This is a genomic window from Crossiella sp. S99.2 (genome assembly GCF_023094165.1).
Classification (GTDB): domain Bacteria; phylum Actinomycetota; class Actinomycetes; order Mycobacteriales; family Pseudonocardiaceae; genus Crossiella.
Genome location: NZ_JALMDK010000005.1, coordinates 471,594 through 492,318 on the forward strand (window position 1 = coordinate 471,594; position 20,725 = coordinate 492,318).

The window sequence follows — 20,725 nt, forward strand, 5'->3', positions numbered from 1 at the left end:
CGTGGTTGGTCACTGGGTGTAGATGCCGGGCTTGTAGTGCGCGAGGTTGGCCGGTTCCCGGAACCAGTCGATGGTCTCGGCCAGGCCCTCGTCCCTGCTGTACGCCGGTGCCCAGCCGGTGCGCTCGCGCAGCTTCGCCGCATCGCACACCAGTCGCTGCACCTCGGAGTTCTTCGGCCGGATCCGCTGGGCGTCCTCGGTGATGTCGGCCTGCACGCCCATCACCCTGGCGATGTCCGCGGCGAGCTGACCCACCGAGACCTCCTCGCCGGTGCCCGCGTTGAACAGTTCGCCGACCACGGCCGAGGCGGGCGCGGCGCCCAGGGTGTGGAAGGCCGCGGCGGTGTCCTTGACGTAGAGGAAGTCCCTGGTCGGGTCGAGCGCGCCCAGTTTCAGTTCGGTGGCCCCGGCGGCGAGCTGGCTCACCACGGTCGGGATCACCGCGCGGGCGGACTGGCGCGGCCCGAAGGTGTTGAACGGCCGCAGCGTCACCGCGGGCACGTCGAAGCTGAGGTGGTAGGACTCGACCAGCTTGTCCGCGCCGATTTTCGAGGCGGCGTAAGGGGACTGGCCCTGCAGCGGGTGCGCCTCGCTGATCGGCACGGTCAGCGCGGTGCCGTAGGTCTCGCTGGTGGAGGTGTGCACCAGGCGCGGGGTCTGCTCGGCGCGGACCGCGTCCAGGATGTTCAGCGTGCCGATCACGTTGGTGTCCACATAGGACCGCGGTGCGCGGTAGGAGTAGGGGATCGCGATCAGCGCGGCCAGGTGGTAGACGGCCTCGGCGCCCTCCACCAGCTCGCGGGCGCTGGCCTGGTCGCGGACATCGCCCAGGACCACGTCGACCTGGTCCATGACCTCGGCGGGCAGCGAGTCCAGCCAGCCCCAGGAGCCGAAGGAGTTGTAGAGCACCATCGCGCGCACCCGGTGGCCGTGTGCGACCAGTCGCTCGACCAGGTGGGAGCCGATGAAGCCCTCGGCGCCGGTGACGGCGACGACGTTGGACACGGTGTTCCTCTTTCTTCTGGGGGACTTCGGGTTTCAGCGGTGACGGACCGCGCTGCCGAGCGAGAGCGCCGCGTGGCAGTAGAGGACGAAGAGCAGAGCGAGCCCGACGGCGAGCTGCACCCACACCGTGCCCAGCGGCCAGCGCAGCGCCCCACCGGTGAGGGTGAAGGCGACCTCCACGGCCAGGGCCGCGCCGCAGGCGATCAGGGCGATGGTGTTGAGCCCCAGCGCCTGCACCAGCAGGGCCAGGAAGAGCGCGCCACCGAGGGCGAGGTAGGCGGTGTAGGTGGGGACCGCGGCCGGGATGGCCCCTGGCACGGTGAACAGCACCACGGCGCACAGCGCGGCCGCGGCGATGAGGTAGCGGGTCAGCACCCCGGTGAGCACGAACCGCGAGCGCAGCGCGAAGCTGGCCAGCGTGGTGCTCTCCCGCAGCAGGCGGCCCATCCGCCTGCGGTAGCCGAACAGGCACCATTCGGCGAAGCCCATGCTCAGCGACACCGGCAGTGCGGCCAGCGCGGCGCCGGGGATGTCCGGCGCGGAGGGCAGCACCGCCCACACCACGGGCAGCGCGAGCAGTCCGGCCGCGCACAGCCCGAACAGCGCGTGCGGCAGCGCGTTGCGCAGTTCGGTCCAGTTCGGTGTTGCCTTGGCCCGCACCGGTTTCCCGGTCCGGGTGCGCCACACCGCGAATCCGACGGTGAGCAGCACCGAGCCGATCAGGCCGAGCAGTTCGGCCCAGTGCGGCAGGAACCGGTGCCCGCCCAGTAGGTGCAGGCCACCGGCCAGCACCGCGGGCGCCAAAGCCAGTAGCAGCAACAGTTCCGCGCCACGCACCAGCAGCACCGTGGCGGCCAGTAGGTAAATCCCCTGGCCGATGCCCAGCGCCAGCACGGACCAGCCCGCGTCGCTGAACCAGGCCAGTCCGGCCGAGGCCAGTGCCACCAGGGTGCCGCAGAAGAACAACCCGGCGCGCAGCACCGAGTAGGCGGCGTCCGCGCGGCCGAGGCCGAGCCGGACGTATCCGAGGTAGGACAGGCCCTGGCTCATCGTCCAGGACAGCACCAGCGAGCCGACCAGGACCGCGAGCGCGGCGGGTCGCACCAGCAGCGGGGTGGCCGCGGTGTAACCCAGGCCGGGCAGGGCGAAGAGCACCCCGCGCAGCAGATGCAGTTTCGGGTTGGCCGCCCAGACCTCGGGCAGCGGAGCCGGTTCGGCAGGCGCCCTGGGCACCAGCCGGAACAGCTCCTCGGCCAGCGCGAAGACGTCCGGGCAGCCGTAGCGGGCCTTGACCGCCTGGTCGGAGAGCCCGTCGGCCTCCAGCCCGGCGGCGACCTCCAGTGGGTCGACTGCGTTGGCGCACAAGGACTCGAACCGGTGCGCCAGTTCGCGCAGCCGCGGCGGGATGTCCAGGGTGCGCACATCCGGCAGCGTCTCCGGCCCGCCGAGCACCCCGATCGGCTCCAGCTCGGGCACCGTGCCCGCGCTCATGACGCGACCGCCCGGAGTCGCCTGGCCTGCCCGGTGACCACGCCGAGCCCGGTGTACAGCTCGTCGAAGGTGCCCACCGCCTTGTCCACGGTGAACAACTCCAGGGCCCGGTGCCGGGCCGCGGCGGCCATCGCGTGCCGCAGATCCCGGTCGGCCAGCAGTTCGACACAGGCCTTGGCCATGGCCGCCGGATCCCGGGGCGGCACCACGATCCCGGTGTCGCCCACGGCTTCCGGCACCCCGCCGACATCGGTGGCCACACAGGCCCTGCCCACCGTCATCGCCTCGATCAGGGTGTAGGGGAAGCCCTCCGAGATGCTGGAGAGCACCACCACGTGCCCGGCCACATAGGCGTCCCGGATGTCCTCCACCCGGCCCTCGAACGTCACGCTGTCGCCGACGCCGAGACTGTTCGCGAGTTCCTTGCAGCGGTTGGCATAGCCCTCGCCGCCCTTGGGGGTGCCGCCGAACAGGCGTAATCGCACGTCCGGCACCTCCTTGCGCACCAGCGCGAACGCCTTGATCAACGTCTCCAGGTCCTTGATCGGGTCGACCCGGCCGGCCCAGCTCAGCGTGGGCGCCTCGGGTTCGGCCTCGACCGCGGGGAAATCCGCCGGGTCGACGCCGTTGTAGACGGTGCGGATGAGGGCGGAGTCGGTGCCCAGCCGTTCCTCCCAGCGTTTGTTGTAGATGTTGCCGGGCGCGACCAGCGCCGCGGTGCGGTAGGCCAGTTCGCACACCTGCCGGAAGAAGGCCAGGTGCAGTGCCTTGACCGGGTGCCGGTAGGGCGAGTGGCGGTAGCCCAGGTAGCGCTCCCGCAGGTAGATCCCGTGCTCGGTGAGCAGCAGCGGGGTCTGGTGGCACCAGTTCGCGGTGAGCGCGGGCAGCGCGGCCAGCCCGTTGGCCACGCAGTGCGAGACATCGGCGAGGATCGGTGGCGCGGCGAGCGGCCGGAGCGAGTGCTCCAGCAGCTCGACCGCGGTCACCGCGTCCGCCACGGTGGGTGGCCGGCCCAGGTTCTCCGGCCAGTCCCGCCAGGCGTCCATCATCGCCCGCACCGCGTCCTCATCGCGCAGGCTGGCCGAGAGGTCCGCGAGCTGGGCGTACTCGAACAGGCCGCGCAGCACCGTGGTGAAGCGCGCCTCCTTGTCCGGCAGCCCGGCCACCGTGAGGGTGGCCAGGAACTCGCGGAACAGTTCACCGAAGCCGCGCAGGGCCTTGCGGCCCGGTCGGCGGCCGTGGTGTTCCGCGCCCCACAACGGGATCAGCGTCAGCGAGGCCACGTTCTCCGGCAGTTCCCAGGCGGTGGGCTCCTGACCGGTGGAGACCAGCGCCAGGAGGTGGAAGTTGTGTTGCGGCAGCCCGCGCACGAGCTGGTCGCACCACACGCTCACCCCGCCGAAACTGTGCGGGTAGGTGCCCTCGGTCATCAGCGCGACGTCCATCGGAGTCAGGCCGGCAGCACGAGGGTGAAGGCGCTGCCGCTGCTGCGCCGCCAGTCCGAGCGCTCACCGGCGTAGACCTGGCCCCACAACGGACCCTGGATCAGGCCGCCGAGCAGACCCGGGGTGCGGGTGCCCTCCGGGACCGTGATCGGCACGTCGACCCCGCTGGGTGCGGAGGTGTAGACCCGGCCGCCCAGGATGTAACCGGAGACCTTGCCCGCCGCGACCTGAGCCCGCCAGGCGTTCTGGCGGCGCATCACGGTGCCCGCGTCGGACAGCCGCGGGTTCACGATCGGCGAGTTCGTGGCGAAGGTGTTGCGGTAACTGGACAACATGCCCTCGACCATCGGGTACAGCAACCGTTCCTCGGCGATGTTGGACTGATGCGCGTACTGCGGGCGCGCGTCGTTGCCGAGGATGAACCGCATGCCGAGCCGGATCTGGGTGGGCACGATGTAGGAGTCGAACCCGTTGGCGCCCAAGGGCTGGATGCAGGTGGTGGTCTGCGGGTTGTCCTCGCAGATGCCGGACCCGCCGTTGGCGCGGGAGGTGTAGATCCAGTTGTACTCGTCGGTCATCTCCGCGCGGGTGCCCACGTTGTAGTACACCGAGATCGGGTAGCGCGGCACGCCGAGGGCGGGCCCGACCTGGCGCAACGTCGGCTCACGGGAGGCGTCCAGCCCGATCCAGGCCACCCCGGTGTCGCGCAGCGCGGCGACGAAGTTCGGGTTGTCCTGGGGCTGCTGCGGCAGGATCTTGGTGCCGGAGTGCTCACCGGCGAGCATCTCGTTGCGCTGCAAGGCCAGGCCCTTGTTCACGCCCCACTGGTAGTTCTTGTTGATCTCGGTGACGATATCGGCCTTGGGCAGCCACTTGACGGTGCCGTCCGGGTTGGTCGCGCATCGCCAGGGCACCACGGTGGTGTCCTGCACACAGCCGAGGAACTTGTGCGAGTAGGTGTGGTTGGCCCAGCGGAACTGGCCCTTGTTCTGCAACAGCGCGGTGGTCAGCGCATCGGAGCCCTGGGCGGCGACGACCTCGTCACTGCCGAAGGCGTTGTAGTACATGTCCAGCTTGAAGTTGTTCTGCTGCTGCCACTGCACGACCTTGGTGACATCGGCCGGGTTCATCCGGATCGCCGGCAGCTCGGGCACCGGCTCCTTGCAGTCGATGTCGCCGGGGGTGCAGTTGTGCACCGAGTCCCAGCGCGCGTCGCCGTCGAAGACGTCGTCGATGTGCACGCTCAGGTAAGAGCGGTGGTGCCCGAAGTGGATCCCCTTGGTGAGCCAGCTGATCAGCCCGTGCTGGAGGATCTTGAACTGGGTCTGCTCGGCGTTGTAGGCGAAGTTGAAGGTGAGCTGCTCGCGGGCGCCCTGCTTGAGCACCCCTGCCAGCACGCCCTGCGCAGCGCCGTCAGGGGAGACGCCGGTCAGGTAGGGCTGGAAGCTGGTGCCGGCGGCGGGATCGTCGGGCACTGGGTTGGTGAGGTAGCCGTAGGCCTCCCACACCGCGGGGTCGCCGTTCTCCACCGGCACCGGCCCACGCAGGTTGCGGAAGGCCCCGCCCAGCGCCGTCGCGGTGAGCTGGGTGGTGGTGCCGTCGAGCTGCCCGGCGTAGTGCGGGGTGTTCATGCCCACCCGCGCGTTGGGGTAGGTGAAGGCGTTGACCTGGCGGATCCCGAAGCCGGCCTCGTAGGCGGCCAGCGCGTCCAGTTCGGCCTGGGCGAGCCCGGCAGGCGCCTCGTTGGGCAGCACCACGGCCTGGAACTTGGCCCGGCGGGTGGAGTTGACGGTGTCGGAGAGGAAAGCGGCGGTGAGCACCGGCCGCTGAGCGTCGGCGAGCCGGACGACGGTGTTGGGCACACCCTCGTTGACCAGAGCGGAGCGGATGGCCTCGGCTGAGGAACCGCCATCGGTGACGACGAGGACGTTGAGGTCGATCCGGGTAGGTGTGTCCGCGGCCGAGGCCACCGGGGTCATGCTGATGGTCAGCACGAACGCGGTGGCGGCCGCGGCCCGTAGCAGGACAGGGCGAAGCACACGCAGAGATCTCACGAAAACCCCGTTCATGCACGTGTCCGTGACCACACGCGCTTGGTGAAAGGAAGTGCCGCCAATTGCGACTCCGCTAAAACTCATCGCTAGGCACAAGTTTCCGTTACGTGTCCAGCCCTACCTCGCCGATAACAGATGTGTCATGCGTGAAAAACCGCATCCACGGCCGCCCTTTAGGCCCTTGACAAGGCAAGAACTGTGACCTGAGCAGCGGTTTTGTTACCAAAACTAGGCCGGATGCACACTTTGTTAGACCATTTGGCAGCAGTGTGTCTTTCGTCGCCTATTTGTCCGAATGGTGCGACCAAAGTTGCGCTGAGCTGGATAAAAGCGGTCTATGGGGCTACTGATTGGTATACGAACATACTTGATATGACGAGGACTACCTGAAGATTTCTTCAGGTGGAAAATCCTGAACCGGACATCATGCAACACGCACTCAGTACGCAATCGTTGACATGACAGAGGCTGTCACCAGATATATCCCCCAAAGTCGGGACAGCCAAACCTTCCGGGAGTGTTTGCCGTTGTCGTACGCCGACTTGGCCCAAGTCGTACGCCCAGTTTGGCCAACTCGGCGTACCAGTTTGGCCAACTCGTACGGGGACGACAACGGCCCGAGCCGCTGGGGCTCGGGCCGTCGGGGGACTGGCTGTCGTTACCGGCGTTTGGCCCGGGAGAGCAGGGTTTGCAGCACTACCACCACAACCAGGAAGCCGCCGCTGACCACCAGCTGCATGCTGGAGTCGAAGCCGCCGACCTGGTTGATCACGTCCCGGATCACGAATAGCAGCGCCACCCCGGCCAGTGTGCCGCCGACCGAACCCGCGCCGCCCACCAGCAGGGTGCCGCCGATGACCACCGCGGCGATCGCGTCCAGTTCCAGGCCGACGCCGATCACGGTGACGCCGGAGCCGAGCTGGGCGGCGGAGAGGATGCCAGCCAGGCCGGCCAGCACGGCGGAGATCACGTACACGCTGACCTTGGTGCGGGCCACCGGCAGGCCCATCAGCGAGGAGGCGTCCTCGCTGCCGCCGATGGCGAACAGGCGCATGCCGAACCGGGTTCGTTGCAGCACCAGGCCGCCCAGCAGGTAGAGCACCAGCACGATCAGCACCGGGATGCCGAGGCCGAGCAGTCGGCCCTGGCCCAGTTCCAGGAACGCGGTCTCGGTCTGCGGGACCAGGTAGGTCTGGCTGCCCTCGGCGGTGAGGAACTGGAGCAGGCCCCTGGCGAAAAGCAGGCCGCCCAGGGTGACGATGAAGGGGGCCATCCTGGCCTTGCCGACCAGCAGGCCGTGCGCCAGGCCGATGGTGGCGGCCACCGCCAGTGGCAGTGCGAACGCGCCCAGCAGGCCCCATTCCCGGGCGCCGTAGGCGGCCAGCACGCCGGAGAGGGCGTAGACCGAACCCACCGACAGGTCGATGCCGCCGGTGATGATCACCATGGTCATGCCCAGCGCGATCACCGCCAGGAAACTGGCCTGCACGGCCAGGTTGCCCAGGTTGTAGGCGGTCAGGAAGGTGTCGAAGGCCAGGCCGCCGACGGCGAGCAGGACCACGAGCACGATCAGCGCGCCGTGGCGCTGGACGAGCTGGGCGACCTGCTGGCCGCGGCGGTTCGCCTCGGCGGGCGCGGCGGTCGCGGGAGCCGTGGTCATCGTGAACCGTTCCCTTCACGCTGCACCAGCACCGCGGCCGCGATGATCAGTGCCTGGGCCATCTGCGCCAGCGAGGCCGACACATCGTTCTTGATCAGTGTGGCCGTGATGAGCTGCATCAGCGCCGCCCCGGCCACCGTGCCCAGGATGCGCACCCGGCCACCGGTCAACGGGGTGCCGCCGACCACCACCGCGGTGATCGCGGCCAGTTCGATCAGCTCGCCCAGCCGGGACGGGTCGCTCGCGGCCAGCCGCGAGGTGGCCAGCACGCCGGCGATCGCGGCCAGCACCCCGCTGATCACGTACACCGTCAGCAGCACCCGCTTGACCGGCAGCCCGGCGAACGCGGCCGCCTTCGGGTTGCCGCCCACCGCGACCAGCTGCCGCCCGAAGGTGGTCCTGGCCACCAGCAGGCCGACCAGCACCGCCAGCAGCGCGGCGATCAGCACCGTGTACGGCACGCCCAGCACCGAACCCGAGCCCAGCTCGCGCAGTTCCGGGTTGCGGATGTCCTTGAGCTGCCCGCCCGCGATCACCAGCGCCAGCCCGCGCCCGCCGACCAGCAGCGCCAGCGTGGCCACAATCGGCTGTACGCCGACAAAAGCCACCAGGTAGCCGCTGACCAGCCCGGCCGCCGCACCGGCCAGCAGGCACACGCCCACCGACAGCCCGGCGCCGTAACCCAGGTAGAGCGGCAGCAGCGCGCTGGTGATGGCCATCACCGAGCCGACCGACAGGTCGACGCCCTTGGTGCCGATCACCAGCGCCATGCCGAGCGCGATGATCAGCGTGGGCACCATCTGCACGGCCTGGGTGCGCAGGTTGTCCGCGGTGAGGAAGTTGTCCGTGAGGACCAGGTTCACCAGGAACAGCAGGCCCAGCGCGAAGTACACGCCGTAGTCCCGGATGATCCCGACCGCACTGGCCCGCTGCGGGGCCGCGGTGGCGGTGGCCGTTGTCATGAGCTTTCCTCCCTGGCCTCGGCCAGCGCGTTGAGCACGCCGTCCGCGGTGACCTCGTCCCCGCGCAGTTCGGCCACGGACCCGCCCTCGCGCAGCACCACCACCCGGTCCGCGCCGGCGACCAGCTCGTCCAGCTCGCTGGAGACCATCACGATGCCCAGGCCCTGCTCAGCGAGTTCCTCGATCAGGGACTGCACCTCGGCCTTGGCTCCGACGTCGATGCCGCGGGTCGGCTCGTCCAGCAGCAGCACCTTGGGTTCCACCGCGAGCCAGCGGGCCAGCATCACCTTCTGCTGGTTGCCGCCGGAGAGTTCGCTGACCCGCTGTTCCGGGCTGGAGGCCTTGATCCGCAGGCGTTTCATGAAGATGTCGACGACCTTGTCCTGCCGGGCCCGCGAGGTGATCCCACCCTTGGACAGCCTCGGCAGCGCGGCCAGCACGATGTTCTCCCGCACGGACAGGTGCGGGATGATGCCCTCGGCCTTGCGGTCCTCCGGCACCAGCACCATGCCGGCCCGGATCGCCGCGGCGGTCGAACCACCCTTCAACGGCTTGCCCGCCACCGAGATCTCACCGCCGTCCAGCGGTAGCAGCCCGGCCAGCGCGGTCACCGTCTCGGTGCGGCCGGAGCCGAGCAGGCCGGCCAGGCCGACCACCTCGCCCGGCTGCACGGTCACATCCACCCCGGTGAGCACCGCGCGCTTGCGCAAACCCTTGGCCCGCAACACCGGTGGCTGCGCGTCAGCCACGCCGGTGTGGCTCTCGGAGAAGGCGGTGGTGCCCTCGCGGCGCACCTCGGCCACCTCCCGGCCCAGCATCAGCGCGACCAGCTCCAGCCTGCTGAGCCCGGCCATCGGTCCACTGTGGACGGTCCGGCCGTCACGCAGCACGGTGACCGAATCGCAGATGGTGTACAGCTCTTCCATCCGGTGGCTGACGTAGACCACCGAGACCTCGCGCTCGTGCAGCTTGCGGACGACCTCGAAGAGCGTTTCCACCTCGCGTGGCTCCAGCGAGGAGGTCGGCTCGTCCATGATGACCACGCGCGCCTCGGTCTGCACCGCGCGCGCGATGGCCACCATCTGCTGCACGCCAAGGCCGAGTGAACTCAGCTCGCGGCGCGGGTCGACCGGGATGCCCAGTTCGGCCAGCAGGGTCGCGGACTCCCGGCGCATCCGGCCGAAGTCCACCGTGCCGAAGCGTCCACGTGGTTCCCGGCCGAGGAAGAGGTTGTGCGCCACCGACATCGACGGGACCAGGTTGACCTCCTGGTACACCGTGGAGATGCCCGCCTCCTGGGCGGCGGCCGGGCGGTCGAAGCTGACCGGCTCGCCGCGGAAGCGGATCTCCCCGCCGTCGGGGCGGTACACCCCGGTGAGCACCTTGATCAGGGTCGACTTGCCCGCGCCGTTCTCCCCGACCAGCGCGTGCACCTGGCCGGCCCGCAGGGTGAAGTCGACCTCGCGCAGCGCGTGCACACCGGCGAAGTGCTTGCCGACCCCGGCCGCCGCAAGGACGGCCGGGGTCAGAGCGGGGGTGTGCTCAGTAGGCACCGTTGACCTCTGCCTTGGCGTTGGCCTCGTCGTAGGCCTTGTCCGAGATGATGATCTTCTCCGGGATCGCCTCGCCTGCCAGGTACTTCTGGATGGTGGCGAAGGCCAGCGGGCCGAACCGCGGGTTGGACTCGATCACGCCGTTGACGTTGCCGTCCACGATGGCCTGCACCGCGTTCCGGGTGCCGTCCACCGAGATGATCTTGATGTCCTTGCCGGGGGTCTTGCCCGCCGCGCGGACCGCGGTGATCGCGCCGAGCGCCATCTCGTCGTTCTCCGCGTAGATCGCGTTGATCTCCGGCTTGGACTGCAGCAGCTGCTCGGTGACGGTCTGGCCCTTCTCCCGGGAGAAGTCGCCGGTCTGCTCGGCCACCACGGTGATGCCCGCGGTGCCCTTGACCGCGTCCTTGAAACCGTTGGTGCGGTCGGTGGTGACGTTGTTGCCGGAGGAGCCCAGCAGGATGGCCACCTTGGCGCTGCCGCCGGTCACCTTGATCATCGACTCACCGGCCCGCTTGCCCTGGTCGACGAAGTCCGAGCCGATGAAGGCCAGGTAGTCCACGCACGGCTTGGCGGCGTTGAGCTTGCGGTCCACGGTGAGCACCGGGACCTTCTTCTCCCGCGCGGCGCGCAGGGCCGGCTCCAGGCCGTCGGAGTTCAGCGGCGCCACGATCAGCAGCTGGGCGCCCTGGGCGAGCATGGACTGGATGTCCGAGATCTGCTTGCCGAGATCGGAGTTGGAGTTGGTGGTCAGCAGCTGCTTGACCCCGACCTTCGCCGCCTCCGCCTTGATCGAGGCGGTTTCGGCGATGCGGAACGGGTTCGCCTCCTTCTCCGACTGGGAGAAACCGACGATCGCGTTCTTCAGATCGATCTTCGGCGTGCCGTAGGCGTCGATCTTGCAGGTGGTTCCGCCGTCCGGCTGCGCCGACTTGGTCACCTGCTCACCACCGCCACTGGTGGCGCCGGGGTTGCCGGAGTTCTCCGGGTTCGCGCAGCCGGCCAGCACCAGTGCGGCCGCCGCGGCGAGCACCGCGCCGGACTTGAGGGATCGAACCTGCAAAGCAGTCATTGTCCACTCCTTCGTGGATCATGGACTGGGCGGAAATCGACCAGTTGCCCCTGGATCGGTGGTCACTATGAACGAATGTGATCGGTTTTCGTCAGCTTTTGCATAACTATGTGGTTTCTGTCCCGGTGACGTGCACCAGAACGCCGAGTGAGCGTAGGGCAGCCAGTTCGGCGGCGTCCGCGGCCCCGTCGGTGACGAGATGGGTGATCGACTCCGGTGGCACGGTCTGCACCATGGTGTCCACGCCGATCTTGGTGTGGTCGGCCAGCACGACGATCTCGTCGGCCGCCGAGGCCATGGCCCGGTCGGTGCCCGCGACCGAGACATTGGGGGTGGACAGCCCGCGCGCGGCGGTGAGCCCGTTGCCGGAGAGGAAGGCGCGCTGCACCCGCAGTCCGGCCAGCCCGCGTTCCGCCGCGGTACCGACCAGGGCGAAGATCGACCCGCGCAGGGTGCCGCCCGGCATGATCACCTCGATGCCGCGGGAACGGGCCAGTGCCTGGGCGACCAGCAGCGAGTTGGTCAGCACGGTCAGCTCGGCCAGCCGGGACAGTCGTCGGGCCAGGGCCTGGGTGGTGGTGCCCGCGCCGAGCACGATGGCGTCGCCGGGGGAGACCAGTTCGGCGGCGAGGTCGGCGATGGCGGCCTTCTCGTCGCTGGCCACGTGCGTTTTCTCGGTGTGCGTCGGCTCGTAGGCGGGCCGGTCGGTGGCCACCGCGCCGCCGTGGCGCCGGGTCAGCAGGCCCTCGCCCTCCAGCTGGCGCAGGTCCCGGCGGACGGTGACCTCGCTGGTCTTGACGATCCGGGCGAGTTCGCGCAGCGAGACAGCGCCATTGGAGCGAACCAGCTCCAGGATCACCTGTCGGCGCTCGTCAGCGAACACGAGGTGATCGTAAACGGACACATTCGGTCGCAGCACCCACCGACACCCGGGTCTTGGCCGTTTCGGTATCTCAGCGTGGCCGGTTCAGGACCGTCCGGACTCGTTCGTACCGCCTGGTCCAGTGCTCGACCCGGTCCGGCGCGGCCGCGTAGGTCTCCAGCAGGTCCGGATCCGGCCGCGGCGCGACCCGCGGCACCGGCAGGAACCCGTCCACCGGCCGCAGCGACTCCCGGGCCACATCACCGGTGAACAAGGACAGGGTGCCCAGCCCGCAGGCGAAATCCAGTTCCGGCAACGCCCCCGCCAGCGCGAGCTGCGCGGCCAGTCCGACGCTGCTCTCCAGCGCCGAGGACACCACGCACGGCAGTCCGGTCGCCTCGGCCACCCGCAACGCCTGCCGCACCCCGCCCAGCGGCGTGCACTTGATCACCGCGACATCGGCGGCTTCCCGCAGGTCCACCCGCAGCGGGTCGGCCGCCCGCCGGATCGACTCGTCGGCCGCGATCCGCACGTCCACCCGCCGCCGCACCAGCGCGAGTTCCTCCACCGTCCGGCAGGGCTGCTCCACATACTCCAGCCCACCCGCAGCCGTGGCCATCGCCCGGATCCAGCGCACCGCGGTGTCCACGTCCCACACCGCGTTGGCGTCCACCCGGATCTTCCCGCCAGGCCCGAGCGCGTCCCGCACCGCGGCCAGCCGCTCCAGGTCCTCCGCCAGCGAGTCCGGATGATCGGCCACCTTGACCTTGGCCGTGCCACACCCCGACGCCGCCACCAGCTCATACGCCCGCTCGGCCGGGATCACCGGCACCGTGCAGTTGATCGGGATCCGCTCCCGCACCGGCGCGGGCCAGCCCACCTGCGCCGCCTCCACCGCGGTGGCCAGCCAGCGGGCGGACACCTCGTCGTCGTAGTCCTCGAAGGGGCAGAACTCACCCCAGCCCGCGGGCCCCGCCAGCAGCAGGCCCTCGCGGACGGTGATGCCGCGGAACCGGGTGCGCAACGGGATCGAGTAGACGTGCACAGCACCTCCGGGTCGCCAATGGACAGTCCTACCCGAATACTGTGCGGGATGCGCACCCGGGACCTGCCAACGTATTACCGGACCTGGACCGCCCAGGACGACGGCGGCACCAGCACCGGCCAGCTCGAACGCACCCCCGCCGGCGAGTTCCTGCTCCGCCTGGGCTGCACCCGGCAGTACGAGTTCACCCTGACCCCCGAGGACACCCGAACCTTGGCCGCCGCCCTGCGCGCCGCCACTGCGGTGACCCTCGGCCCGCTGTCAGTAGCCCCCGCCCCGCAAGGCGTGACCCTCACCGCCACGGTGTCCACTTCCACCGGGCCAACCCAGACCTGGCCGCTGCACCTGTCCCCGCAACAGTGCGCCGATCTCGCCGGTCACCTCACCGCCATCACCAGCGCTGATACCCAACTCTGATAACCCACTCCCACCTGCGCGACTTAAATTGAATTCGATCGCGCAATCGACTGCATCCCTGCCCGACCTGCGCGACTTCTTGCGACCCCTGCTCAGCAAGGAGCCCCATGTCAGCGAAACGTCTGCTCGGCATCCTGGCAGCCACCCTGCTGTCCCTGATCACCCTGATCGGCCTGACCCCGTCGGCGATCGCCGCGCCCCAGGCCCGCACCGTGTACTACAACGCCACCGGCGCCGGCGAGTACCGCGGCACCGCGGACCAGGCAGCCCAGATCTGGAACCAGCGCGTGCCCAACGTCCGCCTGGTCGCGGGCGGCAGCGCGACCATGACCATCCGGGTCACCGTCGGCGGCGGCAGCCGCGCCTACCCGCAAGGGCTGGGCCGGGGCCTGGTCTACATCGACCGCAACGACGTCAACGCGGGCCACTACGCCCTGCGCATCATGACGCACGAAATCGGCCACATCCTGGGTCTGCCGGACAACTACAACGGCGTCTGCTCCCAGCTGATGTCCGGCGGCAGCGCGGGCACGTCCTGCCGCAACCCCAACCCCAACACCCAAGAAGCCGCGCGGGTGAACCAGCTGTTCGCGGGCGGCTTCAGCACGCCGAACATCAAGTCCACGGTGTATGACCGGGAGCTGGCCGCCGCGTAACCCCCAGCGCGCCAGCACCGACGGCCCGGATTGCGAAAGCGCTCCGGGCCGTCGGCATGCGGGTCCCCGGACAAATCTTTTGCGCCCCGCTCACCCAGCGCTTAGCGTTGCGCTCCCCGCGGGCGCGGAATAGCGCCCCACCTGCGGCGATGAGCCAACAGATCGGAGGTGCGGAGCGGGATGACCAGTAACCTCCACGCGCTCTGCTTCGACGCGAACAACCCCGCCCGCCTGGCCCGGTTCTGGGCAGGCGTCCTCAACTGGGAGTTGGTCGAGGACCCCCACACTGGCCCCACCCTGCTCCCCAACGACGACACCGGCTTCACTCTCCGCTTCCAGCCCACCGAAGAGCCCAAGAACGGCCCCAACCTCTACCACTTCGACCTGACCAGCCAGACCCCGGAAGAACAGCAGCACACCGTCGCCAGGGCCCTCGAACTCGGCGCCAGCCACCTGGACATCGGCCAGCTCCCCGAGGAAACCCACGTCGTCCTGGCCGACCCCGAAGGCAACGAGTTCTGCGTCATCGCCGCGGGCAACAACTTCCTCGCCGACTGCGGTTTCCTGGGCGCCCTGGCCGGCGACGGCACCCAGCAGGTCGGCTACTTCTGGCATCAGGCCCTGAACTGGCCCCTGGTCTGGGACCAGGACGAGGAAACCGCCATCCGCTCCCCGCACGGCGGCCCCAAGGTCACCTGGGGCGGCCCACCCGTGGCCCCCAAGCTCGGCAAGAACCGAGTCCACTTCGACCTGACCCCCGCCGACGGCGACCAGGAGGCAGAAGTCGAACGCCTGATCTCCCTGGGCGCCAAGCGAATCGACATCGGCCAGGGCGAGACGAACTGGGTAGTCCTCGCAGACCCAGACGGCAACGAATTCTGCGTCCACCCCCCACGCTAACCCCGCCACCCCGGCGTACCACAACAGCCAAAACCCCGTACAACAACGGCCAACACGCCGTCCAGAACGGCCAACACAGCGTCCAGAACGGCCAACACGCCGGCGGGGGTTCAACCCCGCGCGCGTGTTGGCCGTTGTCGTACGGCGGGTTGGCTGTTGTTGTGCGGGGTGGGTGGACCCCCGGCCGGCTGAGCTGGACCCGCCGGTCGTAGGGTTTCCAGCTGTGTAACTTGCGCTTCGACACCAATCCGTGATCTCGTTCCTCGGGTCATCAACACGAGTTGAAAGAGCGTTCCGTGGTTACTCGGCGCGATGTCGCCAGGCTCGCCGGCACCTCGGAGTCGGTGGTCAGCTACGTGCTCAACGCCGGTCCGCGCAATGTCGCCCCGGCCACCCGGGACCGGGTGCTGGCCGCCATCGACGAGCTGGGCTACCGCCCCAACGCGGTCGCCCGGTCCCTGCGCACCAGCCGGACCCGCACCCTCGGCCTGCTCGTGCCCGACAACGCGAACCCCTTCTTCGCCGAACTGGCCGCCCAGATCGCCGAGGACACCTTCGCCGCGGGCCATTCCCTCCTGCTGGCCAACTCACGCGAGGATCCCGACCGTGAGGCCGAGCAGGTCCGCATCCTGTTGGACCGCAAGGTGGACGGGCTCATGCTCATCCCGGCCTGCGCGCCGACCCAGTGCGTGGACGACCTGGTCAGCTCGGGTGTCCGCTGCGTGCTGGTGGACCGGGAACTGCCCCGGCTGGCCGCGGGCACCGTGGTCGCCGACCACATCGGCGGCGCGCGGGCGGCGGTCACCCACCTGCTCGAACACGGCCGCCGACGGATCGCCTGCGTGGCCGGGCCGCACTGCGCCTCGCCCACCGATGACCGGGTGCTCGGCTGGCGGTCGGCGCTGATCGCGGCGGGGGTGGATCCGGACGGACTTCCGTTGCTGCACACGCCCTTCGGCCGGATGTCGGCCTACACCGCGGCCACCGAACTGCTCTCCGGACTCTCCGAGGCGCAGCGCCCGGACGCCTTTTTCGTCACCAGCGACGAGCAGGCCGTCGGCGTGCTGCGGGCCGCGCTGGAACTCGGTCTGCGCGTGCCGCAAGACCTGGCGATCGCCTCCTTCGACGGGATCGCGGGATCGGCCTACCCGGTGCCCGCGCTGACCACGGTCAGCCAGCCGATCGCCGAACTCAGCCGGACCGCGGTGCGACTCCTGCTGGACAAGGAAGACCCGGTCGGCAAACGGATCGTGCTGCCCGTCTCGCTGCTGCGCCGTGGTTCCTGCGGCTGCCCTGATCCCGCCGGCGGCGGCTGCTCGGCCCCCGCGTCGCCGGTCGCCGTTTCCCTGCCCCACACTGCCGAGCGCTGAGTAACGACAGCCATCATCTGCGAAGCCCCACAAGGAGTTCGTCCGTGCCGAGGAAAGCCTCTGTCATCGCCGCCGCGGCCGCCGTCGCGTTCACCGCGGCCGCCTGCGGGCAGGAGAGCAACGGCCTGACCGTGCCCCCGCCCAGCGGTGACCCCAAGGTCTGCCTGGTGATGAAGTCCCTGGCGAATGAGTTCTTCAAGACCATGCAGAAGGGCGCTCAGGAACACGTCCAGGCCCAGGGCGGGATCAAGCTGATCGCCAGCGGCATCCCGAACGAGACCGATGTGGACGGTCAGGTCGCCGAGGTCGAGAAGTGCGTGACGCAGAAGGTCGACGCCATCGTGCTCGCCCCCGCCGACTCCACCGCCCTGGTCGCCTCGGTCCGCAAGGCCGTTGACGCCGGCATCAAGGTGGTCAACATCGACGTCGAGCTGGAGCCGGGCGCACTGCGTCAGGCCGGGCTGGACGTGCCCTTCGTCGGCCCCGACAACCGCGAGGGCGCCCGGCTGGCCGGCATGGAGCTGGGCAAGGCCATCGGCGCCCGCAGCAAGGTGATCATCCTGGAGGGCATCCCGGGCGCGGCCAACGGCGAGCTGCGGGTCAAGGGCTTCAAGGACGCCGTGCAGCAGAACAACATGGTGCTGGCCGCCTCGCGCACCGCGAACTGGGAGACCGACCAGGCGCACTCGGTGCTCGGCGCGCTGCTGACCGCCAACCCCGACGTCAAGGGCGTGCTCGCGGCCAACGACAGCATGGCGCTGGGCGCGGTCAAGGCGATCGAGGAGCAGAACCTGGCAGGCAAGGTCAAGGTCGTCTCCTTCGACAACATCCCCGCGATCAAGCCGTTGCTGCTCAACGGTTCCGTGGTGGCCACCGTGGAGCAGTTCGCCTCCGCCCAGGCCGCCCGCGGTATCGACCAGGCCGTGCGCATGGTCAAGGGCGAGAAGGTCACCGGCTGGCAGAAGACCCCGGTCGAGGTCAAGACCAAGACGAACGTCGGCTGAGGCGGGGCAGGGTGCTCGAGGGGGAACCGCTGCTGCGACTGAGCGGACTCGGCAAACGCTACCCCGGCGTGATCGCGCTGGCCGGTGTCGACCTCGACGTCGCGCCCGGCGAGATCCACGCGCTGGTGGGGGAGAACGGGGCCGGCAAGTCCACTGTGGTCCGTTGCCTGTCCGGCATGGAAACGCCGGACGGCGGCGAGATGACCTTCGACGGCGCGCCGCACCACCCGGCCAGCCCGGCCGCGGCACTGCGGGCCGGGATCCGGGTGGTGCACCAGGAACTGGCGCTGCTGCCCGAGCTGTCGGTGGCGGAGAACCTGTTCTTCGAGCACCTGCCCCGCCGATTCGGCCTGGTGGACAAGCGAAAGATCCGCCAGGACGCGGTCACGGCACTGGCGCGGGTCGGCCTCCGGGTCGACCCGCGCACCCCGGTCGGCAGGCTAGGCCTGGCCGCCCGGCAACTCGTGGAGATCGCCCGCGCGCTGGCCGCGGACAGCAGGCTGCTGGTGCTGGACGAGCCCACCGCCGCGCTCACCGGCGCCGAATCCGCCCGATTACTGGGCATCCTGCGCGAACTGGCCGCCGCGGGCACCGCGATCGTGTTCATCTCCCACCACCTGGCCGAGGTGCTGGCCATCGCGGACCGGATCACCGTGCTGCGCAACGGGAAGTCCGTGGCCACCCGCGCCGCCACGGGAGTCGGCGCGACCGAACTGGTGCGGCTCATGGTCGGCCGCGACCTCGCCGAGGAGTACCCGCCGCGCCCGGCCACCGCACGCGCCCCCGGCGCCGAACTGCTGCGCGCGGAAGCGTTGCGGGTGCACGGCGGCGCGGGCGAACTGGACTTCGCGGTGCACGCGGGTGAGGTGGTCGGCCTGGCCGGGCTGGTCGGCTCCGGCCGCACCGAGGCGGTGCGCGCGCTCTACGGCGCCGACCGTCGCGCCGGTGGCCGGGTCCTGGTGTGCGGCAAGCCCATCCCCAACGGCCGCCCCACCCGATCCGTCCACAATGGACTCGGCCTGCTGGCCGAGGACCGCAAGGACCAGGGCCTGCTGCTGGACATGACCGTCTCGGCCAACACCTCCCTGGCCGCGTTGCCGTTGGTGGCGCACTGGGGACTGCGCAGCGGAAAACTCGAGGACCAGGTGGCGGGCACCCTGGTCGACCGGCTCGGCGTGCGCACCTCCGGCGTCCGCCAGGCCGTGCGCGCGCTCTCCGGCGGCAACCAGCAGAAAGTCCTGTTAGGACGGTGGCTGCTGGCCGACCCCGGCGTGCTCATCGTGGACGAACCCACCCGCGGCGTGGATGTGGGCGCCCGCTACGAGATCCACCGCCTGCTGCTGGAACTGGCCGAGGGCGGCAAGGGCCTGCTGGTGGTCTCCTCCGACCTGCCCGAGCTGATCGGCCTCTGCGACCGCATCCTGGTGCTCTCCCGCGGCAGGCTCGCCGGTGAGCTGACCCGCGCCGAGTTCGACCAGGAGAAGATCCTGGCCATGGCCTACTCGGGCTACCTGACCAGCACCGACGAAGAGGACGGGCCGAGTTGAAGACCGACGTCGCGACCACCGAACCCACCGCGCCGGAGCGTTCGCGGAGCAAGGTGCTGGGCCAGGTGCTCGGCGAGGCCGGGATCGGCGTCGCGCTGCTGGTGCTGGTGCTGGTGTTCCTGGCCTTCGCCCCGCAGTTCGGCACCGGCCAGAACATCCGCAACATCATGACCCAGATCACCCTGAACACCATTCTGGCCGTGGGCATGACCTTCGTGGTGCTCGTCGGCGGCATCGACCTCTCCGTCGGCTCGGTGCTCGCCCTCGCCGCGGTGGTCGCGGGCAGCCTGATGACCTGGGACGCGCTCAGTCCCGGCACCGGCCTGCTGCTGGGCGTGCTGGCCGCGGTGCTGGTCGGCGCGCTGTGCGGACTGGTCAACGGCGCGGTCACCGAACGCTGGAAAGTGCCCTCGTTCATCATCACCCTGGGCATGCTCTACGTGGCCCGCGGCGCGGCCCAGGAGTACACCGGCGCGCAGACCATCTACAACCTGCCGCGCGAGCTGACCCTGTTCGGCACCGCCACCTTCCTCGGCCTGCCCGCGGTGTTCGTGGTCGCGCTGGCCCTGGCCGGACTGGGCTGGTTCGTGTTGAGCCGCACCGTGTTCGGACGACTGGTCTACGCGGTGGGCACCAACGAGGAAGCGGTCCGGCTGGCCGGGCACCGCACCGGCTGGATCAAGGTCAGCGTGTTCGTGATCGCCGGGGTGTGCGTGGGCATCGCCGCGGTGGTCTACATGGCCCGGCTCAACATCGCCAGCCCCATCCTGGGCAACGGCTACGAGCTGAACGCGATCGCCGCGGTGGTCATCGGCGGCGCCAGCCTCACCGGCGGCCGCGGCTCGATGATCGGCACCCTGCTCGGCGCCTGCCTGCTCGGCGTGCTCAGCAACGGCCTGATCCTGCTCGGCGTCTCCGACTTCCAGCGCACCATGATCACCGGCGGCGTGATCATCGTCGCGGTGGTGCTGGACGCCTACCGCCGCCGGGTGGCCACCCGCCTCAACTCGGTCATCACCGCCTGACCGACCCGTTCGCCGCGCGAGCGCGGTGAGCACAGGTGAGCACTTTCTGGGCCGGGAACGGTCTGGGGAGTGAGCCGCTTCCCGACGCAGTATTCCCCCAAGCCCAGCCACCCCGGCCGGGTCAGAATCGGGGAGTACCCATGGGAATCGTCAGCAAGCGGGTGACCGCGGCCCTGCTCGGCGCCGCCGCCGTGGGTGGCGTGCTGTTGCCCGGCGCCACCGCGGTCGCCGCTCCGGCGCAGCTGGCCGCCAGCCAGTCGCCGGCCAGCATCGCCGCCGCGCAGGGCATCAAGATCGACGTGTTCACCAACACCGTCGACATCACCACCAAGATCTACGGCATCGTGGCCGACGCGATCAAGACGCACCAGAACCGCGGCGGCTACGTGAAAAGCCTGATGGAGGGCGGTTTCTACGACGCCCGCGAACGCTACAACGTCCTGGTCATCAAGGCCGACCACCCCTACGACGTGAACCTGCAGGGCAAGGTCTACGACGCGCGGGTGCACAGCGACGCCTACCCGGACTTCCACATCTACGTCTTCGACTCCGGCACGGTGGTGAACCGGGGCGACGGCGGCTGGATCAACTGGGCCTTCCGCGGCTGGTTCGACCGCCCCGGCAACGGCGGCACCGTCAACTTCCACAAGCCGTGAG

General features: G+C 69.8%; 18 protein-coding genes. 8 read left to right on the forward strand and 10 right to left on the reverse strand.

Features of this window, described 5'->3' with window-relative positions:
* Positions 1-9 precede the first annotated feature (9 nt).
* The 10 genes from MZC64_RS21915 to MZC64_RS21960 all read right to left on the reverse strand — a co-directional run bounded on the left by MZC64_RS21915 (position 10) and on the right by MZC64_RS21960 (position 13,149).
* The gene (locus MZC64_RS21915) at positions 10-1,005 is read right to left on the reverse strand and encodes an SDR family NAD(P)-dependent oxidoreductase (RefSeq protein ID WP_247758502.1); all 996 of its coding nucleotides are present in this window, start codon (positions 1,003-1,005) and stop codon (positions 10-12) included.
* 33 nt (positions 1,006-1,038) lie between these two features.
* Positions 1,039-2,496 (reverse strand): hypothetical protein, encoded by a 1,458-nt coding sequence (locus tag MZC64_RS21920; RefSeq protein WP_247758501.1) that lies wholly within the window; start codon positions 2,494-2,496, stop codon positions 1,039-1,041.
* Positions 2,493-3,941 (reverse strand): GT4 family glycosyltransferase PelF, encoded by a 1,449-nt coding sequence (gene pelF, locus MZC64_RS21925; RefSeq protein ID WP_247758500.1) that lies wholly within the window; start codon positions 3,939-3,941, stop codon positions 2,493-2,495. The genes MZC64_RS21920 and pelF overlap by 4 nt, the downstream gene beginning before the upstream one ends.
* Positions 3,942-3,946: 5 nt before the next feature.
* Entirely contained in the window at positions 3,947-5,980 is a 2,034-nt protein-coding gene (locus MZC64_RS21930; protein WP_247758499.1) for a hypothetical protein, read from the reverse strand.
* Between the two features lie 673 nt (positions 5,981-6,653).
* The gene (locus tag MZC64_RS21935; protein WP_247758498.1) at positions 6,654-7,655 is read right to left on the reverse strand and encodes an ABC transporter permease; all 1,002 of its coding nucleotides are present in this window, start codon (positions 7,653-7,655) and stop codon (positions 6,654-6,656) included.
* Positions 7,652-8,617, reverse strand: a complete 966-nt coding sequence (locus MZC64_RS21940) for an ABC transporter permease (RefSeq protein WP_247758497.1) — start codon at positions 8,615-8,617, stop codon at positions 7,652-7,654. The genes MZC64_RS21935 and MZC64_RS21940 overlap by 4 nt, the downstream gene beginning before the upstream one ends.
* The gene (locus MZC64_RS21945; protein ID WP_247758496.1) at positions 8,614-10,170 is read right to left on the reverse strand and encodes a sugar ABC transporter ATP-binding protein; all 1,557 of its coding nucleotides are present in this window, start codon (positions 10,168-10,170) and stop codon (positions 8,614-8,616) included. Before MZC64_RS21945 ends, MZC64_RS21940 begins: the two co-directional genes overlap by 4 nt.
* Positions 10,160-11,242 (reverse strand): ABC transporter substrate-binding protein, encoded by a 1,083-nt coding sequence (locus MZC64_RS21950; RefSeq protein WP_185002958.1) that lies wholly within the window; start codon positions 11,240-11,242, stop codon positions 10,160-10,162. Before MZC64_RS21950 ends, MZC64_RS21945 begins: the two co-directional genes overlap by 11 nt.
* Positions 11,243-11,348: 106 nt before the next feature.
* On the reverse strand, positions 11,349-12,125 hold the full coding sequence (locus tag MZC64_RS21955) for a DeoR/GlpR family DNA-binding transcription regulator (protein WP_247758495.1): 777 nt from the start codon (positions 12,123-12,125) through the stop codon (positions 11,349-11,351).
* Positions 12,126-12,195: 70 nt separating this feature from the next.
* Positions 12,196-13,149 (reverse strand): o-succinylbenzoate synthase, encoded by a 954-nt coding sequence (locus MZC64_RS21960; RefSeq protein WP_247758494.1) that lies wholly within the window; start codon positions 13,147-13,149, stop codon positions 12,196-12,198.
* 48 nt (positions 13,150-13,197) lie between these two features.
* On the opposite strand from MZC64_RS21960, the gene MZC64_RS21965 reads away from it, so the two are divergent.
* The 8 genes from MZC64_RS21965 to MZC64_RS22000 all read left to right on the forward strand — a co-directional run bounded on the left by MZC64_RS21965 (position 13,198) and on the right by MZC64_RS22000 (position 20,724).
* Entirely contained in the window at positions 13,198-13,566 is a 369-nt protein-coding gene (locus MZC64_RS21965) for a hypothetical protein (protein ID WP_247758493.1), read from the forward strand.
* 107 nt (positions 13,567-13,673) lie between these two features.
* Positions 13,674-14,222 (forward strand): snapalysin family zinc-dependent metalloprotease, encoded by a 549-nt coding sequence (locus tag MZC64_RS21970; RefSeq protein WP_247758492.1) that lies wholly within the window; start codon positions 13,674-13,676, stop codon positions 14,220-14,222.
* Between the two features lie 180 nt (positions 14,223-14,402).
* Entirely contained in the window at positions 14,403-15,122 is a 720-nt protein-coding gene (locus MZC64_RS21975) for a VOC family protein (protein WP_247758491.1), read from the forward strand.
* 296 nt (positions 15,123-15,418) lie between these two features.
* Positions 15,419-16,492 carry a LacI family DNA-binding transcriptional regulator gene (locus MZC64_RS21980; RefSeq protein WP_247758490.1) on the forward strand — a complete coding sequence of 358 codons (1,074 nt, stop codon included), beginning with the start codon at positions 15,419-15,421 and terminating at the stop codon, positions 16,490-16,492.
* A 44-nt stretch (positions 16,493-16,536) separates the two neighbouring features.
* Entirely contained in the window at positions 16,537-17,496 is a 960-nt protein-coding gene (locus MZC64_RS21985) for a sugar ABC transporter substrate-binding protein (RefSeq protein ID WP_247758489.1), read from the forward strand.
* Positions 17,497-17,507: 11 nt separating this feature from the next.
* Complete coding sequence (locus tag MZC64_RS21990) at positions 17,508-19,043, forward strand: sugar ABC transporter ATP-binding protein (RefSeq protein ID WP_247758488.1); 1,536 nt, start codon at positions 17,508-17,510, stop codon at positions 19,041-19,043.
* Positions 19,040-20,068, forward strand: coding sequence for an ABC transporter permease (locus MZC64_RS21995; RefSeq protein ID WP_247758487.1), 1,029 nt, complete (start codon positions 19,040-19,042; stop codon positions 20,066-20,068). Before MZC64_RS21990 ends, MZC64_RS21995 begins: the two co-directional genes overlap by 4 nt.
* Before the next feature lie 140 nt (positions 20,069-20,208).
* A complete protein-coding gene (locus MZC64_RS22000) occupies positions 20,209-20,724 on the forward strand; it encodes a hypothetical protein (protein WP_247758486.1) in 516 nt (171 codons plus the stop codon).
* The last annotated feature ends 1 nt before the right edge of the window (position 20,725 follow it).

What these genes read in the sequence shown, in the direction of transcription:
- MZC64_RS22000 (WP_247758486.1), top strand. Translation starts at nt 20,209, where the DNA reads ATGGGAATCGTCAGCAAGCGGGTGACCGCGGCCCTGCTCGGCGCCGCC.
- MZC64_RS21950 (WP_185002958.1), bottom strand. Translation starts at nt 11,242, where the DNA reads ATGACTGCTTTGCAGGTTCGATCCCTCAAGTCCGGCGCGGTGCTCGCC.
- MZC64_RS21965 (WP_247758493.1), top strand. Translation starts at nt 13,198, where the DNA reads ATGCGCACCCGGGACCTGCCAACGTATTACCGGACCTGGACCGCCCAG.
- MZC64_RS21920 (WP_247758501.1), bottom strand. Translation starts at nt 2,496, where the DNA reads ATGAGCGCGGGCACGGTGCCCGAGCTGGAGCCGATCGGGGTGCTCGGC.
- MZC64_RS21940 (WP_247758497.1), bottom strand. Translation starts at nt 8,617, where the DNA reads ATGACAACGGCCACCGCCACCGCGGCCCCGCAGCGGGCCAGTGCGGTC.
- MZC64_RS21935 (WP_247758498.1), bottom strand. Translation starts at nt 7,655, where the DNA reads ATGACCACGGCTCCCGCGACCGCCGCGCCCGCCGAGGCGAACCGCCGC.
- pelF (WP_247758500.1), bottom strand. Translation starts at nt 3,941, where the DNA reads ATGGACGTCGCGCTGATGACCGAGGGCACCTACCCGCACAGTTTCGGC.
- MZC64_RS21970 (WP_247758492.1), top strand. Translation starts at nt 13,674, where the DNA reads ATGTCAGCGAAACGTCTGCTCGGCATCCTGGCAGCCACCCTGCTGTCC.
- MZC64_RS21975 (WP_247758491.1), top strand. Translation starts at nt 14,403, where the DNA reads ATGACCAGTAACCTCCACGCGCTCTGCTTCGACGCGAACAACCCCGCC.